Source organism: Litoreibacter albidus, assembly GCF_900107015.1.
Classification (GTDB): domain Bacteria; phylum Pseudomonadota; class Alphaproteobacteria; order Rhodobacterales; family Rhodobacteraceae; genus Litoreibacter; species Litoreibacter albidus.
In genome coordinates this window covers 159,841-175,000 of the sequence record NZ_FNOI01000007.1, presented here as the reverse complement: position 1 = coordinate 175,000, position 15,160 = coordinate 159,841, and the positions used below count along the sequence as shown (strand labels likewise).

Genomic DNA, 15,160 nt, shown 5'->3' with positions numbered 1-15,160 from the left:
CTGGGCCTCACTCAAACTGAATGACGCGTGATTACTTACCTGCGCGTGGACCGCCGGAGCGACTGCTGGATGGGGCGCGGTAGTTGCTGCGCGGTGTCACGCTGCGGTTAGAAAAGCTGGACTTGGTCACACCAGCGGCGCGTTGGCGGCCAATCAAGCTACCGATCAAAGCACCCGCCAAGAACCCTGTTCCAGAAAACCGAAGGCCGGAAGAGTTCCCAGCGACGTCCGTCGCAATCAGGCGACGATTTTCTTCGTCGATTTCAACGGTGAACACTTTGCCTTCGCTCGAATCCTGTACGCCGTTTGCATTCGCATCCGCAAACCCGAGGAACGTAGCATCCTGCTGAACTTGCAAGCCAAGCGTCATGTCGTAGAAGCGGGGCTCCGAATTCAGCACCGATGTGTAAAACTCGGTGAACTCGCCCATCTCCTTATTGGAAACCTCGGTGATCCCCTGCTCGCCCAGATGACCTTGATACTTGGTAAGCACAAACTCAGTACGGTCCAGCACCTGCCCTAGGTCTGCTGTCTGTTCGCCACTGTCGCCAAAGAAGACTGTGTAGCCAACAACGCCAACGATGGCGATAATCCCGTAGGTTTTCAATTTCTGGAGCATCTGCCCCTCCTCAAATAAATGCGTCGAACGCGTAAATACTACCTAAGCTACAGAGCATACCCACCACACCTGATGCAATCCTGTTTGATAATAGTCCTTCAACTCCCCGCATATTTTGAAGCTGTGAGTCTCTAGCGCAACGGCGTTCGCGGCCGATAAATCCCCTGGAAGCGCCAGCACGACGATGCGCGCGTTCCTCTTGGCGGCCTGCTCCATAGCGTAGTCAAGGCCAGCGATCCCGACCGGGCGCTCTTCCCAACGAAGGCCAACAGCGCCAACGGTTTCAGGCTCATCCTCAACACCTGCGATTAGCAGGCCCGTTTGGTCACTCGTAGGTGCGTCGCCTTCCTCCACGTATTCGGGGTTCTTCAACCCGTACACGATTTTTGCCTCATCTTTGTTGTGGTAGTCAGGAACGGTTAGCTCAACCGTCGCGCCAAAATCTTCGTACATTTTGTGTGCGGCTGCATATATATCCTGACCGAAGTCGCGGTAGTCGCTCGTCGCGATGAACACCTTGCGAATGCCTAGGTCTTTCAGCTTTCCCAACAGGTCGTTGAGCATCTGGCTCCCCAATCCTGCGCCCACATGGGCACCGGACAAATATGTCCACGACAGCCAAGCAATGTCGTGGACCTGCTCATCCATGCTATAGCCGGTTACGCCAAGAACTTCGCCTTTATGCATCAAGACAAACATGCCCTCCAAGCCGCCATCCAGAAATTCGGCTTCCGCTTCGTGCGCGTCATCGTCGTCGGTCTCCGCAATGATCTGAACCACCCGCCCCACATGCTGCAATTGCATAGGCTTTAGCGTTGGATTTTTACTACCGAAGAACGACTCGAACATGGCTAAACTTCCTCCCAAAAGGGCTCCTGAAATGTGAACATATACGGCCACGGCTTGAGAAAGATAAACCCACTCAAGGGCGACCAGTAAAATTAGAAAAGCACCGAACAAACTCTGCTTGGCTGGCGTCCGGTCAGCCAGAACGCCGTAAGCCAGCAGCCCATACGAAATAGAGGACGCTCCAACGAAGTTCGGCCCTACCAGATGATATTGCGCATAGGTGCCCAGAACTGCACATGCACAAATGAATATGCCGAACCGCACCGCGCCCAGCCGCTCCTCGGCGTAAAGCCCACCAAAGAAGATAACCAACACGTTGCCGCCAAGATGGGCTGTCGAACCATGCCGGAATACCCCAGCCAGTGCCTCGGGGAACGTATCGAGATATGCGGTAGATAGCGTTGCGCCTGTCACGGCAAACGCCAAGAGCAGTGCCACGCACAGGCCTAGCGTTACCCGTATCTTACGCAAATCACTCATGAGCCTGCGGCGCGGCTACGCAAAGTCCACCGCAGCAGCCACAACGCCACGCTTCAAATTTTGCACCTGTTCTCGTGAAGGTGTGAAATAGGAGCGCAGCACCTCAAGGCTCAATTCCGGCTTGGCATCGCCGCACATGAAAATATCGATGGCGACATAGTCGTTTTCTGGCCATGTGTGTACAGAGATATGCGACTCCGCCAGCAACGCAACGCCAGTGAAACCGTAACGGTCACCAAAGTCGTGCAAGTTCAAATCCAGAACCGTCGCCCCTGCCGCCTCCGCAGCTTTGTGCAACATGGCCGCGGCGGGGCCGCCGTCGAACAACTGCGACGCGCCGTAAAAATCAGCAATCAGGTGCTGCCCCAAAGCAGTCGCGCGCACGCCAGCTGTCCCGCCTTGATTTACCATATGCCACTCGCCCAAACTGCTCTTTTGTGAAGACGTTACAGGGCGGGCGTGACAATTCCAATACGCACGACGACAAGCCGAGGCAATTGCTGGCGGAAGCGCCTGCACCACCCCAGATCCGTCGTTAACCCGCGTTAACTCGGGCCACCAGTGTTTTGTAGTGTTCGTGGGCCAGATGATCTGTTTCGCAGTAGGGCTTCGACGCCAAGAAACAGCGCTTAAACAATGCATCACGGGTCAGGTGCGGGCCTAATTTACTTTTTCGCGCCCCCTCCTCGCCCAATCCGCCTTTATAGCGCTCAGCTACAGTCATGGAGTTATACATCCAGTTCAGGCAGTTGATCGCGGTAAACGGGTCGTTCACCCCTGGAGACAACGCACGTGCCAACATCTCCACCAATTCGTCGGCCAAGAAAAAGATGTTCTGGTTTTCAGTCCGGCTGGACCCAATTGCGAAGCACTCTTGAATGTCACTTAAGTGCTTTTCAGTGAAACCGTCGTCCGCCCATATCCGCAGAACGACCGTACTGGATGTCACGAAATCACCTGGAATTTTGACAATCTCGATCTGCCAGTCGTGGTCTTCGCATATGGTTTCGATCTGACGGTAATCGAGTGTTTGAATGAAACCCGCGGGCGAAACCCGCACGCTGTGATCCGCCTCACGGTCTGGAAAATCGACTACGGGAGCGTCTGGCAAATCCTCTTCCGCGTCGATCATGGCTGTTATAGCCGCCTCCAGCTTAGCGCCCAGCGATGCGGTGATGTTGGATACGTTGATCGTCTCAGGCACGTGGTGGACGAAGTAGATCATGGTGAAGACAGCTAACAAGCACCCTGCCACGGCAATGAGCATGGAATACTGCGGAACAAACGCGTCAATGCCGCCGCTCTCCGAAGGGTCCTGCACCGCCCTTAAGATCATCAAGGTGTAGACGAACGTCGCAATCAATATGCCCAAGCTGATCTGATTGCCGCGATCGCGCATGAAGTTTCCTATCAAACGCGGGCCATAGTTGCCCGCGGCGAAGGACACGGCCAGAATTGTCATTGAAAACATGACGCCGGTTACCCCTATGACAGAGGTGGCAATGACTGAAAGTGTCGAGCGAGCGCCTTCGATCTGAGTGTTGATCAAAGCGTCTGGCAAGGCGAACGGCAGCAGATCTACGTTATGATCGATCCACTGCGACGCGTAGGACAGTGCGATAGCAACGATGACCATCACCGCAGGAATGAACCAGTAGCTCGCGCGGATATCTTGGGCCCATTTCAAAAGGAATGCAGGTTTATTCATTCGGTTCTCACACTCTCGTCTTGAAGCGTGGGGAACGCTAGCCGACCACTGTTGCTCTTGGTTTATAGCCTAGGTCAAGCGCGGCACCGTGCATAGCCGCTGCATTCAATGCCTGCTGCGTGAAGAAACTTTAGTTGAGCGATGCGATCATCTTGTCGCCATCCATGTCCGGCGACCAATTATCGCCCTGCGCCAGCGTGCAGCTCATGCCATCCGGCTCATAGGAAACGACGGTCCAAGTTCCGCCGATGCCGGAGGCCCAAACGATTGAGCCGTCCTCTTTGTGTTGCGCGGGCTTTTCGCCATACCAGTCGAGGAGCGATGCTTCCATCTCGCTCGTCGCCATGCAAACGTCGCTGTCCTGCGCTTGGGCGGGTGCGGCCATGCTGGTTAGAATAAGTGCGGTCGCGAAAAGCTTGTTCATCGTTATCTCCTTCAAAGAGCTAACGATTGCCATGCTGTTTGGTTCCGAAATTATTGCAACGAAGCCTTCTTGCTACTTTGTTTGAAATAGCGGGACCGTCGAAAGCGACATCTTGGCGGAGCCGTTTTGCAAGTCGTTGGCGTGCGCGATGTAGATCAGCGTTTGGTTCGTCTCGTCCCATATACGTTTGATGCGAAGTGACTTCCAAATGACGGAGCGGCGTTCCGAGAAGACGGACTCACCCTCGTCGCCCCGCTCAATGTCACCGACAGTTATCGCACCGGTTTGACGACAGGAGATAGAAGAATTCGAAGGGTCTTCAAACCAGTTCCCCTTTTGCAGCCGGTCGATCAAGCCGCGCTCGAAGTATGCAACATGGCAGGTGACGCCGTCCACTTTTGGGTCTTGGAACGCTTCAATGACGATGTCGTTGCCGACCCAGTCGACATCGACTTTCCCCACCTCCTCCGCATTGGAGAATGACGTGCTTCCCACCAATAGGAAAATAGCCGTCCAGATTTTCGCATAGCGCATGGGGCGTCCTCGTTTCGATATGTTAAAGAGTGAAGCGATGAGCCCGCTAGCACGGACCCGCCCACCCCTGAGTAGTGTCGCGACCCGCTTATCAGGTCTGATCTTCCCGATGTGCGACGACAACAGGATCAAACCAACTCCTCCGGAGCGCCAGGGAGATTGCGGCCTAGCTTGCGCGCCGGACTGGTCGAGTAAGGCAATATAAAGCCGGTGCGCTCTTCTGGCACTTTGGCCTGATTAGCATCAGCCAAGGCCCGCCATGTCGCCACGGCTGTTGCCGGGTCTTTGAACTCTGCCGGAGCTTCGCCGCCGTACCAATGTTCAAAGCACCGTTCCCTTAACCGCGCGACATCATCCGCATTGTCGAGCAGGACGCCCGCCTCAGTATCCCACTTCATGCTGCGCCCATTCAGGTTGGCAGATGATATTATGGCTGTGTCATCATCGAACACCGACACCTTGGCGTGCACATAGATGAGCGGTGCACCGTCTAACTGCGCCCGCGCTGTGTCAGTGGTGCGGCGCGGTTGCGCCGTTGCGGCAATAAACAGGCGTTCGCCAAAGGTTTGCTTCAACTGGTCAAGGCACTTCGCTTGCAGGTATTCCCCGTAGCGAACATCGCTGCCTTTTGAGTTCTCAAAAGCTAGGTCGTCGGGGGCCGCTGGCAGAACGATAATGACCTGCAGCTCGGAGTTGGCCCGTCCCGCCTTGCAGAGCTTATCCGCGAGCTTCGTGTCTCGGAAAAACTGGGTTTCAAGATAGATCAACCGACGCGCCCGTTTGAACCCAACCATGTGAGCCTGTTCGATTTCGTTTAAAACAGGTCTCGGCGACAGGTATAGTGCGCGAAACCGTCGTTGTTCGGAATAGGTTCGCAACAGTCCTGGAAACGGCGCCCTCAGTGCTTCGAAATCGTCTGCCACGAAGGCTGTTAAGTAATCGTGGGCCGCCTTGGCAGGCGCACCGGTCATCATGACTTGAACGTCGTGCCACGTCTGGTCACCCGACTGGTCGTGCACAAGTGTGTCGTATCGGCGCTCATCCAAGTCCAAACCGCCAACGTAGAGCTTCTTGCCATCGAAGATCGCCAGCTTTTGGTGGTGCGTGGCAGGGTGAACCGTCGGAGGGGGGAACGCGCGCGCGCGCAGGTGTGCGGTCTCGCCTCGCATCATTTTGCGCAGCCCCGGCACGTCACGCAGCGCGGCATTGCGTTCTGGCTCAGTCATATCGCGCAACTTCGCGGCGTGGCGGCGTAGCTCAATATACGTACGAGGCCAAAGCATGAGGCGGGGAAATATACCCATCTGCGCGGTGTGCAAGGCGGGGCGTACGTCGAACAGGTCAGTCTCTCCAACAGCCTCGCGAAAGCCGCGCACGGACGCGTGCGTTCCGCTATGAAGCTCTGTGCCGACGATGGGGTCGAAATCGGAGATACGCAACGTTACCTTCACGCCCTTACCGACCACATGGCGCATCAAATCGGCCCATGTGTCCCCGATCTTCAGCCCAGCCTCGGAACGCAACTTAGTTTCGGGATCAAACACCCGAAATGAGCCAAGAACCTCGGTCTTCGCCTCGAGAAAGGCCTTCTCCAGCGCGGGATATGCTTCACTCGCGGTTAAGAAGAACACGGGCGCAGCTTCGCGTTGCATCAGTAATCCAATGGTTCGGGCGCGAAATCCGCCACGGTGAACGTCGCAGTGACAACGTAATGGGTATCGGTATCCTCAACAGTCATCTCCGCGCCGAGCTGGATAAGGAACGACTTGATCAGCTTGCTCCCAAGACCTGTCTGATCAGCATCTTCTGCCTCAATCAACGTCGGTCCCTTCGAGTTGGCAACACAAAGCGTGGCAGTGCCGTCCCCGTTTTCCGAAAAACGCACATCAATCCACGGGCGCGCATCCGCAGGCTTACCCACGTATTTCAAAGCGTTCGTCATGGTCTCCGCAGTTAGCAACGATAAAGGAACGGCTTGGTCGGGATACATCGTGACGTCCTCGATGTCCCGTGTGACCTTGATGTCCGTGCCTGGTGCGACACCGACGGAGAGCATCTGGCCGACCATCTCCGACAACATGGTCCCCGCGTTCAGGTTATTGAGATTTTCAGTTTGGTAGAGGTTCCGGTGGACCGTCGCCAAGCCAAGGATACGGTCCTGCAAGCGGCTGAGCACCGACTTGGCTTCAGCGGTACGCGCTTTGCGCATATGCATATTCATGATCGAGGAAATCAGCTGAAGGTTATTTTTCACCCTATGGTGCACTTCCTTGAGCAGAATATTCTTTTCGCGCACAGCTTCTTCCATCGCTGCTTCGTCGTGCAGCAATGACTGGGCCATGGAGACGAAGTCGCTTTCCATGTCACGCAATTCCTGCGCCATGCTTTGACCGTCTTGCGCCAACTCGCGCGGAACAGTGCGCTCCTTTGCGAACTGCCCCATCTGCCTGCGCAGTCGCCGGATGTGGCGCAACACCAGTCCGTGCAGGGTCATATAGGCCACCAGCAAGCTGGCGAGCCACATCAATAGTGGGAACAGGCTTGCAGAGACATCAAAGCTCGCAGCTTTCAAAACTTCGGCATCACCGTCCCAAATGCTGATGGCATAGACCATGCCCTGCAAAATTGGTGTGACAGTATAGATCCGGTTGTCCGCGTTTTCCTGAAACTCGCGAAAGGCCACTGGCCCCGATCCTGTTAGGGTTTTCAAGCTGCGGTCCTTGGGCAGGCGATCATTTGCGGTCTCCAGATTTAAGCTAGATGTGAGGACCACCCCCTCGACGTTGTAAGTGATGACGTCCACGGGTGAAATTTCAGCCTCAGCTTCTGGGTCCACGCCAATGTCGCTGTGCGGGATAGAGACCACGACATAGCCTTCAAAGATGCCATCACTGAAGACTGGATGCACCACGACGATCACCGAAGCCTCGGACACTTCGCCAGATACGCGGATGTCCACGAAAGGCTCTTGCGTGGATTTCGCCTTCTCATAGACGGGGTTTGTTGAGAAATCGAAGCTTTCACCGGCAGATGAGCACGTCATCTGGCCGTTTGCATCTGGAAAGCCGATCAATGAGAAGCGCGGTGACTGGTCGAGGTAGTCGTTGAGCACCTCGTAACACGCATCTGGATCGTCTTTAATTACAGGAAGAACGACGGAAAGCGCCTCCGCCGCAGCGGAGGCGCGCTGGATTATTTCGCGCTCCCCTGACGCGGCGAGGTCGGTCCACGCGATCAAAGCCAGTTCAAGACGCTGTTGCGCCTGCTGGTTGACCGCGCGGCTTTGGTTGACCGCAATCAGCCCGATTGGCAACAACGCCAAAGACAGGAAGAAAACCACCTTAAAGGCAAGTGTATCAAACCGCTGCTTGATGCGGTCCATCAACGAGCCGACAGACATTTTTAAACTGGAGACGCGCCGCTAGCGGAGAGCACCGCCATCGTCGCATTATCGGTAAGTTCCAGCGTCTCGTCATCTTTTAGGTTTAACAGCTCACTTAGGCGTGCCCGACCGCGGTTTACGCGGCTTTTGATCGTGCCGACGGCAACACCGCAGGTCTCCGCCGCTTCTTCATACGAAAACCCTGATGCGCCGACCAGAACAAGCGCCTCACGCTGCTCGTCATTCAATAGGGCGAATGCCTTCTTGAAGTCTGTCATCTGTAAGTTGCCATCGTGCGAGGGCTTCACAGCCAGTGTCTCTGTGAAAACGCCCTCACCGTCGGATACTTCGCGATTAAGTTTGCGACGGCTGGAGTAGAAGGTGTTGCGCAGGATGGTGAACAGCCAAGCCCGCAGGTTTGTACCGAGTTGGAACTTATCGATGTTTGTCCACGCCTTGACGATGGTGTCCTGCACCATGTCATCTGCTGTGGCAGGGTTGCGGGTCAAGCTGATGGCAAAAGCCCTGAGAGCAGGAAGGTGTTCCACCAGCTCTTCGCGTGGGTCAGACGCAGCCAAAACGTTCATCGCGACGCATCCGATCCGCCGCCAGTACTTTGCGACTTTAGTTGGGAAAGCAAGTCCTTGAACCGGTCAGGAAGCTCTTCATTTACAACTTCCTCGTAGACCCGCTTCAGGTTTTCGTCTATTTGCTTTTCGCCTCGTATCTTCTTCTCGTCATTCGTCATGAGGCATCGCGTCCTTCAATAATATTACACTGTGTTCGGAACCAAACTCTCATTCTGCGCGTTAAGTTCCGAAAAAACTTTGAACAAGGGAAAAAAATGTCTGACAGCATAGATAGGTCTGAACTGATCGGAACACATCTTCCGTTTTTGCGCCGGTACGGCCGTGCGCTGACCGGAAGCCAGAGCAGCGGTGACGCATACGCTGTCGCGACCTTAGAGGCAATTCTTCACGATGCCACCGTTTTCGACGAAGTCGAAGACGCGCGCGTCGGTCTCTTCAAGGTATTTCACGGTATTTGGACAAGTTCGGGTGCGCCGGTAGAGGTCCAGGAAAGTGGGCCACGTGCCGCTGCACAAGACCACTTGCAAGATTTGACAGCAAACACCCGCGAAGCACTTTTGCTGAACACAATTGAAGAGTTGAGCTTTGCGCAGGTGGCCAGCGTCATGGGCGTCGAACAGGCCGAAGCAGAAGAATTGATCGTGATCGCCAAACGCGAGATGCTTGAAAGCGTCACAGGCCGCGTGATGATCATCGAAGACGAGCCAATCATTGCTGACGACATCGAAGCCATCGTGGAGCAGCTTGGCCACGACGTAGTCGGCATCGCGCGCACGCGGACTGAGGCCGTAAGCTTGGGCACCAAAGAGAAGCCGGACCTCATTCTTGCGGATATCCAGCTTGCCGATAACTCCTCGGGCATCGACGCGGTTAACGACCTGATCGAGAAACTCGGCGATGTGCCGGTGATCTTCATCACGGCTTTCCCAGAGCGTCTGCTGACGGGCGAGAAGCACGAGCCAGCCTTCCTTATCACCAAGCCGTTCAACGACGAGCAGGTAAGATCTGCAGTGAGCCAAGCGATGTTCTTCGCTTCTACTCAAACACTCAAAACATAAGCTAAAGAAAGCCCCGCCAAATCTGGCGGGGCTTTTTCACGTTACTTAGCTGATAGCGCCTTCAACATCCAAGACGCCTTCTCATGGAACGCCGACCGTGCGGTCGCTAGATCTTCCGTCACCGGATCGTTCTTGTCGCCTGCTAGCTTGATTAGTGCATGCAGCCGGTGCGCTACCCTCTCGTGGTCGCGGCTCAGATCTATACACATTTCGCCCGCACTTGGTGTCTCAGCCAAATCTTCGATGATCGAGTTGTCCATGATCTCTGCCATGGTCATTGGTGCAAGCTGACCCAGCGCACGCATACGCTCGGCAAGCTCGTCCGCTGCGGCGAACATGTCTTCATACTGCGCCTCGGTTATGTTGTGCAGCGAGAAGAACAGTGGCCCTTCCACATTCCAATGGTAGGCGTGCGTCTTGAACGTCAGGCGATACGTGTCGGCCAATACGTCTCGTAGACCTTCCGCAATGGACGCGGGGCTGCGGACACCGCTATTGATTTCGGCGGCTTCGGGGATAATGCTTAGTGTCTCTGACATGATATTTCCTTCTGCTTGTTTGGCTAGGCTCGTCTAGGTTCAGACCTTACGCACCAGTCGGGCGATCAAGGTGACGGCGAACAACGCGAGGAAGATGAAGAACAGGATCTGTGCGATCCCGGCCGATGCGCTGGCGATGCCGCCAAATCCGAAAACCCCCGCGATTATTGCGACAACGAAGAAGATCAGGGCCCAATGTAGCATGGTGTTTTCCTTTCAGTCAAAATTGATGGCGTTGAAGTCTCTCATGTCGTCTCAACCAAGAGCCCCGCTGAGCAGTTCCATAGTTTTTCTTTTCAAATATCCGGAACACTGCGGCCAGTGCTCGCGTTGAGTGGTGAATGAAACAGAAAACAAGGATGCTTCACATGGCACGCTCATCTTCTAAAATTGAACAGTTGAACACAGCAGACGCAGAAGACGTATCCGCGCAAATCGCAGCTTTGAAAGCAGACCTTAGCGGCTTGACCAACGCTATCGCGTCGATGGGTAAAGGGAAGGCCGCAGAGCTGTCCGACGCCGCAAACGCATCAGCAGAAGCTGCCCGCGCCAAAGGTGCGGAACACCTTAGTAAAGTACGCGACCAAGCGGCGGAACTGCAGAACCAAGCCAACGATTTCGTGACAAAACAGCCAGCAACGGCTCTCGCCATTGCAGCGGGCGCAGGCTTCCTGATCGGTATGATCAGCAACCGTCGCTGAGATGTTTGAGGCAATCGAATATAAGGCCAAGACGGCAGCGCGGAAGGTCGCGCTGTCGTCTCTTGGCGGCCTGATGCTGGCCGTCGGGCTCGGATTTCTGACGGCGGCTGCATGGATGTATGTAACTCTCATCGCTGATGCTATGACAGCAGCGCTCGTTATAGGCGGCGCATATGTCGGGCTGGGATTAATCCTCATGGGCCTCTCTTCGGCTCGAAAAGTCGAGACACACCACGCGACGCCCACGCCAGCATCGTCACAGCCGCCACCGCTGATGCAGGCTTTCTTACAAGGCATGCAAGCAGGGGCGCAGGCCCAGCGACGCTAGAGCGTAGTCCCGACCAGCGCCACTAGAAAACCAAAGCACCGCGCCAGTTCTTGGCGCGGTTATTTTTATTCGATGCCCCCGCGCCAAGTACCCCACGCCAAGTACAAAGGGCCGCCTGCATCTCGGCAGGCGGCCCTTTAACTAGCGTGGCGAGGTTGCGCTATACGGTGCGGCCGGAGGACCGTGGCCCAGCGACGAACCAGATGACGAAGCCGACGATGGGCAAGAGCAGGACAAGAAGTGTCCACAGAACTTTCGCGCCTGTGCTTTCACGAGATCCGATGATTGATACGATGGCCCAAATGTCGAGGACCAAAATCAGAATGCCGCCTATTCCAGAATATTCCAACATGCTTAGTTTCCTTCTATGAGTATGCTCACTAACGCGTGACCATCACTTTACGTTCCCGAACTATTTCGTTTTTCGCTAGCGATCTGGCCTCTCGGCACAGCGACGACGTCGACGCGCCACGTGATTAAAGATCGTCCTGAACGTCCCGTGCGGCGTCACTGACTACACTGCCTGCGCGACTTATATCGCGGCCTGCGCCGTCGATGGTCTCGCATGCACCGAGTAAGAACAACGCGACAGCTGCAGCCGATAGATGTAGGGTCTTCATCATAGTCTCCTTCATTGTTTCGGGGTAAATGCAGTAGGGGCAGATGAGGTTCCGAGGTCACTGCTCTTCAAATTTAGTGGGAACCAAATTTTGCTGACGGCGTTGTGGAGCGACGCCTGGAATGATCCGGCGCTTAGAAAAGAGGGACCATCATGAACAGAATTATTTACATCGTCGGCCTTGTAGTGGTTGTACTCGCAATCTTGTCATTCCTTGGGCTTCGCTAAGACTGTGCGGGCGATCCTGTGACCAACGACCTCAAAGCGATACGTCGCAGCCTTGCGGTACTGGCGACGATTTCTGTGTTCGTTGTTGCCTACCACGCCCGCGAGCTCATACTTCCCGTCCTGCTGGGATTCCTTTTGGCGCTGACACTTAGTCCGGTAAACCGGTCTATTCAGCGCATCGGAGTCCCAGCTGGGATCTCTGCCACCCTACTTGTCTTGGTCGCAGCTGCGGGCATTGTTCTGGCCATATTTTTCGCTGGTGGCACCGTCGCTGAGTGGACGAATGACGCCCCAGCCATCGCGCAACAGCTGAAACAAAAGCTGAGCGGCGTTAGCGAGGCGTTAGAAGTCGTCCAGAAAACCTCGAAAGACATAGAGGAAATGGCGACAGAGGCAGAGGCGGACACCACCCAGAAAGTCGCCGTAAAGCCCCCTAGCCTTCTAAACTCCGCAGTAACAGTTGCCGCCAGCACCGTGACGTCAATTGGTGTTGCGCTGATCCTGACACTGTTTTTGTTGGCGTCCGGCGACTTGTTTTACACCAAAATCGTTCAGTCTTTCCCCACCCTGACCGGCAAGAAGCGGGCCCTAAGCACGGTCTACGACATTGAACGACAAGTCTCGGGCTACTTGTTCACGATCACCTTGATCAACGCGGGGCTCGGCATAGCGGTCACATTGGCTTTGTGGGCCATTGGTCTGGAGTACGCCTATGTCTGGGGGATCGCAGCGTTTTTGCTGAATTACGTCCCAGTTCTGGGCGGCATCATTGGGACCGTGCTTATCGCGGCTTATTCAATCGTGACGTTTGACAGCTTAACTTACGCTTTTCTTGCGCCCGTTGCTTATCAGCTGCTGACAACGTCCGAGGCGCAATTCGTGACGCCCTACATTGTGGGCCGTCGCATGGAGCTTAATATTGTTGCAGTGTTCCTTACCGTCGTTCTTTGGGGGTGGATTTGGGGGATTGCAGGCGTCATCGTTGCGGTGCCGTTCTTGCTCGTCTTCAAGGTCGTATGTGACAACTTCGACGACCTTGCCATTGTGGGCAACTTCCTGTCGTCAGCGGAGCGACCTCTCAACTCCAACCCGAAGAGGTAGCGGCGATGGCGAAGAGCGTAAGGCGGTAGTCTGCGTACGCAGGGAAGCCCGTTCCTAAAACGCCCATTCCTTATCCATAGCGCTGCAATAGAGCAAAGATACTAGGCAACTCCAATGGCACGCACTTAAACAGCCTAAGTATCGGCGCTGCCTGACGCAATTGCCGCTACCCAGTTGGGGTGCAGACAGATCTGACCATACTCGTCGTAGAGCGGGACAAGACAAAAGCGCATGAGATTGTCGATGCGTTGCTGGATGGCGGCTGGGGTGATGTCACCGTCATATCTTCCCCCGACGCGATCGAAGGCGCCGTGAAACAGCGAGACCCCGATATCATCCTTATTGATCTGGCGGACCCCGACCGCGACACCCTTGAACATCTCAGCCTTGTCACCAACGCACGCAACCGGCCCGTTGCAATGTTTGTCGATCACACGGACGAGCAGATGACGCAGGCTGCAATCTCAGCGGGTTTAAGCGCCTACGTGGTGAACGGATTGCAAAAGGACCGCATCAAGCCGGTTTTGGAAACTGCCATTGCCCGCTTCCGGATGTTCGCAAAGATGCAGTCAGAGTTGGATGCGGCCAAACAAGCACTGTCGGACCGCAAAGTAATCGACCGCGCCAAAGGGCTGCTCATCCGCGCGCGCAATATTTCAGAGGAAGAGGCCTATACCTTATTGCGAAAGACCGCGATGGGTCAGGGCCGCAAAGTCATTGACGTCGCCACGGCCTTGGTGACGGCGGCGGAGCTTTTGCAATGAAAGCAGTTGAGGTTCGCTGTGGGTACCTTCCGCTGGTGGATTGTGCACCTCTGATTATCGCGAAGGAGTTGAAATTCGCCGCGCAGGAAGGCCTCGATTTAACTCTGGTTCGGCAACCGTCTTGGTCTGCGCTCCGCGATATGCTGGCCTTCGGACAGATTGACTTTGCGCATATGCTGTCGCCAATGCCCATTGCGATGTCTCTGGGGCTGGGCGGGGTAGCGTCACAAATTGATGTTCTAATGGTTCTTTCGGTCAATGGCACCGTTATTGGTGTATCCGAGAGCTTGAACCGCCGGATGCAGGAAACGGGCTGGAAGAACACGTTTTCAGATCCATTCGCGACGTCGCGTGCAATCCTAGCTGCTGGCAAGACCCCGCTCCGTATCGGTGTCCCCTTCCCCTTTTCGATGCACCGGATGCTGCTCGAAACATGGCTGCTGCAGACACCCCACCTCCACCCAGAACACATTGAGATCGTCACCGTGCCGCCCCCGAAAATGGCCGATGCCGTGCGCCACGGCGATCTAGACATGTTCTGTGTCGGGGAACCTTGGGGATCGGTCGCGGTACAGCAGAGCGGCGCGACGCTGGTCTTACCCGGATCCAGAGTTTGGCAGTTCTCCCCAGAGAAGGTACTCGGCGCTCAAAGCAATTGGGCAACGCAGAACCCCGCGCTATGCCACGCCATGATACGTGCCATCTTCAAAGCCGCCAGTTGGTTGGAACGCCCCGAAAACACCCCCCTCGCCATTGAAATCCTTGCGAGAAGCCAGCACTTAGACCTGCCGGACCACACCATTGACCCAGCCCTAACTGGGCGGATCGTTACAAATCTGGGGCAAACCCCACAGCAGACGAATGACTTCGTCACCTTTCACAAGGGTGCCGCAAACTTTCCTTGGCGTAGTCAGGCCAGTTGGATAGCTGACGTCTTGTCGCGTTGGCACAACCTCGACCGCGCCTCGTCACGAGCCATCGCACAAGCCTGTTTCCGTAGCGACATATACCGCGAGGCGTTAGCGCCCATCGGTGCCAACGTGCCCAAAGCATCGCACAAACCTGAGGGCGCGATGGACGGTCCGACAGCCGTATCGTCCACCATGGGCGAGATGATTCTTGGGCCGGATCGGTTCTTCAACGGCGCGATTTTCGACTCTGACGCTCCAGAGGTGCCCAAATAACTGGCACATGCTGCATCGCGGCAAAATATGCTGCAAAGGCAAGAGCCGAAAG

The 15,160-nt window shown here is 55.5% G+C and carries 20 protein-coding genes; 6 read left to right on the top strand and 14 right to left on the bottom strand.

Annotation, left to right across the window (positions count from 1 at the left end; translation table 11 throughout):
* Window positions 1-31: 31 nt before the first annotated feature.
* From BLW66_RS15110 to BLW66_RS15065, 10 genes are all read right to left on the bottom strand, one after another.
* Window positions 32-619 carry a hypothetical protein gene (locus BLW66_RS15110; RefSeq protein WP_089947991.1) on the bottom strand — a complete coding sequence of 196 codons (588 nt, stop codon included), beginning with the start codon at window positions 617-619 and terminating at the stop codon, window positions 32-34.
* Window positions 620-661: 42 nt separating this feature from the next.
* Window positions 662-1,948, bottom strand: coding sequence for a rhomboid family intramembrane serine protease (locus tag BLW66_RS15105; protein WP_089947990.1), 1,287 nt, complete (start codon window positions 1,946-1,948; stop codon window positions 662-664).
* 15 nt (window positions 1,949-1,963) lie between these two features.
* Window positions 1,964-2,359, bottom strand: a complete 396-nt coding sequence (gene speD / locus BLW66_RS15100) for an adenosylmethionine decarboxylase (RefSeq protein WP_089947989.1) — start codon at window positions 2,357-2,359, stop codon at window positions 1,964-1,966.
* Window positions 2,360-2,483: 124 nt separating this feature from the next.
* The gene (locus BLW66_RS15095) at window positions 2,484-3,656 is read right to left on the bottom strand and encodes a DUF2254 domain-containing protein (protein WP_089947988.1); all 1,173 of its coding nucleotides are present in this window, start codon (window positions 3,654-3,656) and stop codon (window positions 2,484-2,486) included.
* Window positions 3,657-3,786: 130 nt separating this feature from the next.
* Entirely contained in the window at window positions 3,787-4,080 is a 294-nt protein-coding gene (locus tag BLW66_RS15090) for an S-adenosyl-L-homocysteine hydrolase (protein WP_244508666.1), read from the bottom strand.
* Between the two features lie 72 nt (window positions 4,081-4,152).
* Window positions 4,153-4,614: a CreA family protein gene (locus BLW66_RS15085; protein ID WP_089947987.1), complete on the bottom strand. Its 462-nt coding sequence runs from the start codon at window positions 4,612-4,614 to the stop codon at window positions 4,153-4,155.
* Between the two features lie 128 nt (window positions 4,615-4,742).
* Window positions 4,743-6,266: a phospholipase D-like domain-containing protein gene (locus tag BLW66_RS15080; RefSeq protein WP_089947986.1), complete on the bottom strand. Its 1,524-nt coding sequence runs from the start codon at window positions 6,264-6,266 to the stop codon at window positions 4,743-4,745.
* Window positions 6,266-8,014, bottom strand: coding sequence for a sensor histidine kinase (locus BLW66_RS15075; RefSeq protein WP_089947985.1), 1,749 nt, complete (start codon window positions 8,012-8,014; stop codon window positions 6,266-6,268). The genes BLW66_RS15080 and BLW66_RS15075 overlap by 1 nt, the downstream gene beginning before the upstream one ends.
* 2 nt (window positions 8,015-8,016) lie before the next feature.
* Window positions 8,017-8,583 carry an RNA polymerase sigma factor gene (locus BLW66_RS15070; RefSeq protein ID WP_394199765.1) on the bottom strand — a complete coding sequence of 189 codons (567 nt, stop codon included), beginning with the start codon at window positions 8,581-8,583 and terminating at the stop codon, window positions 8,017-8,019.
* Complete coding sequence (locus tag BLW66_RS15065; RefSeq protein WP_089947984.1) at window positions 8,580-8,744, bottom strand: NepR family anti-sigma factor; 165 nt, start codon at window positions 8,742-8,744, stop codon at window positions 8,580-8,582. Before BLW66_RS15065 ends, BLW66_RS15070 begins: the two co-directional genes overlap by 4 nt.
* 96 nt (window positions 8,745-8,840) lie before the next feature.
* Here BLW66_RS15065 and BLW66_RS15060 point away from each other — a divergent pair, with 96 nt between their 5' ends.
* Complete coding sequence (locus tag BLW66_RS15060; protein WP_089947983.1) at window positions 8,841-9,644, top strand: response regulator; 804 nt, start codon at window positions 8,841-8,843, stop codon at window positions 9,642-9,644.
* 41 nt (window positions 9,645-9,685) lie between these two features.
* Here BLW66_RS15060 and BLW66_RS15055 read toward each other — a convergent pair whose 3' ends face one another.
* Both BLW66_RS15055 and BLW66_RS15050 read right to left on the bottom strand, forming a co-directional pair.
* Complete coding sequence (locus BLW66_RS15055) at window positions 9,686-10,183, bottom strand: Dps family protein (RefSeq protein ID WP_089947982.1); 498 nt, start codon at window positions 10,181-10,183, stop codon at window positions 9,686-9,688.
* Window positions 10,184-10,222: 39 nt separating this feature from the next.
* Complete coding sequence (locus tag BLW66_RS15050; protein WP_089947981.1) at window positions 10,223-10,387, bottom strand: DUF1328 domain-containing protein; 165 nt, start codon at window positions 10,385-10,387, stop codon at window positions 10,223-10,225.
* A gap of 164 nt (window positions 10,388-10,551) precedes the next feature.
* On the opposite strand from BLW66_RS15050, the gene BLW66_RS15045 reads away from it, so the two are divergent.
* Both BLW66_RS15045 and BLW66_RS15040 read left to right on the top strand, forming a co-directional pair.
* Complete coding sequence (locus BLW66_RS15045) at window positions 10,552-10,884, top strand: DUF883 family protein (RefSeq protein WP_170833498.1); 333 nt, start codon at window positions 10,552-10,554, stop codon at window positions 10,882-10,884.
* A 1-nt stretch (window position 10,885) separates the two neighbouring features.
* The gene (locus BLW66_RS15040) at window positions 10,886-11,212 is read left to right on the top strand and encodes a phage holin family protein (RefSeq protein ID WP_089947979.1); all 327 of its coding nucleotides are present in this window, start codon (window positions 10,886-10,888) and stop codon (window positions 11,210-11,212) included.
* Window positions 11,213-11,372: 160 nt separating this feature from the next.
* Here the strand turns inward: BLW66_RS15040 and BLW66_RS15035 are convergent, their stop codons facing one another.
* Complete coding sequence (locus BLW66_RS15035) at window positions 11,373-11,564, bottom strand: PLDc N-terminal domain-containing protein (protein WP_170833497.1); 192 nt, start codon at window positions 11,562-11,564, stop codon at window positions 11,373-11,375.
* Window positions 11,565-11,688: 124 nt separating this feature from the next.
* Complete coding sequence (locus BLW66_RS17810) at window positions 11,689-11,832, bottom strand: entericidin A/B family lipoprotein (protein ID WP_211664280.1); 144 nt, start codon at window positions 11,830-11,832, stop codon at window positions 11,689-11,691.
* 245 nt (window positions 11,833-12,077) lie between these two features.
* Between BLW66_RS17810 and BLW66_RS15030 the strand changes: the two genes are divergently transcribed.
* From BLW66_RS15030 to BLW66_RS15020, 3 genes are all read left to right on the top strand, one after another.
* Window positions 12,078-13,160, top strand: coding sequence for an AI-2E family transporter (locus BLW66_RS15030; protein ID WP_089947978.1), 1,083 nt, complete (start codon window positions 12,078-12,080; stop codon window positions 13,158-13,160).
* A gap of 179 nt (window positions 13,161-13,339) precedes the next feature.
* The gene (locus BLW66_RS15025; protein WP_089947977.1) at window positions 13,340-13,924 is read left to right on the top strand and encodes an ANTAR domain-containing response regulator; all 585 of its coding nucleotides are present in this window, start codon (window positions 13,340-13,342) and stop codon (window positions 13,922-13,924) included.
* The gene (locus BLW66_RS15020) at window positions 13,921-15,108 is read left to right on the top strand and encodes a CmpA/NrtA family ABC transporter substrate-binding protein (protein ID WP_089947976.1); all 1,188 of its coding nucleotides are present in this window, start codon (window positions 13,921-13,923) and stop codon (window positions 15,106-15,108) included. Before BLW66_RS15025 ends, BLW66_RS15020 begins: the two co-directional genes overlap by 4 nt.
* Window positions 15,109-15,160 lie beyond the last annotated feature (52 nt).